Origin of the sequence: Paenibacillus sp. Aloe-11, assembly GCF_000245715.1 — a bacterium.
GTDB classification, from domain to species: Bacteria; Bacillota; Bacilli; order Paenibacillales; family Paenibacillaceae; genus Paenibacillus; species Paenibacillus kribbensis.
Genome location: NZ_JH601044.1, coordinates 84,358 through 84,721, shown reverse-complemented (window position 1 = coordinate 84,721; position 364 = coordinate 84,358). Strand labels below are relative to the sequence as shown.

1 protein-coding gene is annotated in these 364 nt (G+C 51.4%); it reads left to right on the top strand.

The features are described from left to right. On the top strand, positions 1–364 hold a 364-nt coding region (locus WG8_RS27810), incomplete at both ends, for a UvrD-helicase domain-containing protein (RefSeq protein ID WP_007428601.1).

The following is a 364-nucleotide window of genomic DNA, read 5'->3' as shown; positions in this document are numbered from 1 at the left end:
CAAAATGGATTTTGACGATATTCTACTACGTGCCTCCGTTCTGCTGCGTGACCCGGATGTGCTTCAGCCGCTTCAGCGGCGTTTTTCCTACATCATGGTCGATGAGTTTCAGGATACGAACGCCCTGCAATACGAAATGGTGCAGCGATTGGCTGCGAGGCACCGCAATCTGATGGTCGTCGGTGATGATGACCAGACGATCTATACCTTTAATGGGGCGCGTCAGGAATCCATTCTGGAGTTTGACAAGGTCTACAAGGATGCGAAGGTCATCACCCTCGATATTAATTATCGCAGCGATGCGCGGATTTTGGGGCTGGGCTCCAACATTGTCGCCAAAAATGTCCATCGACGCTCCAAACGC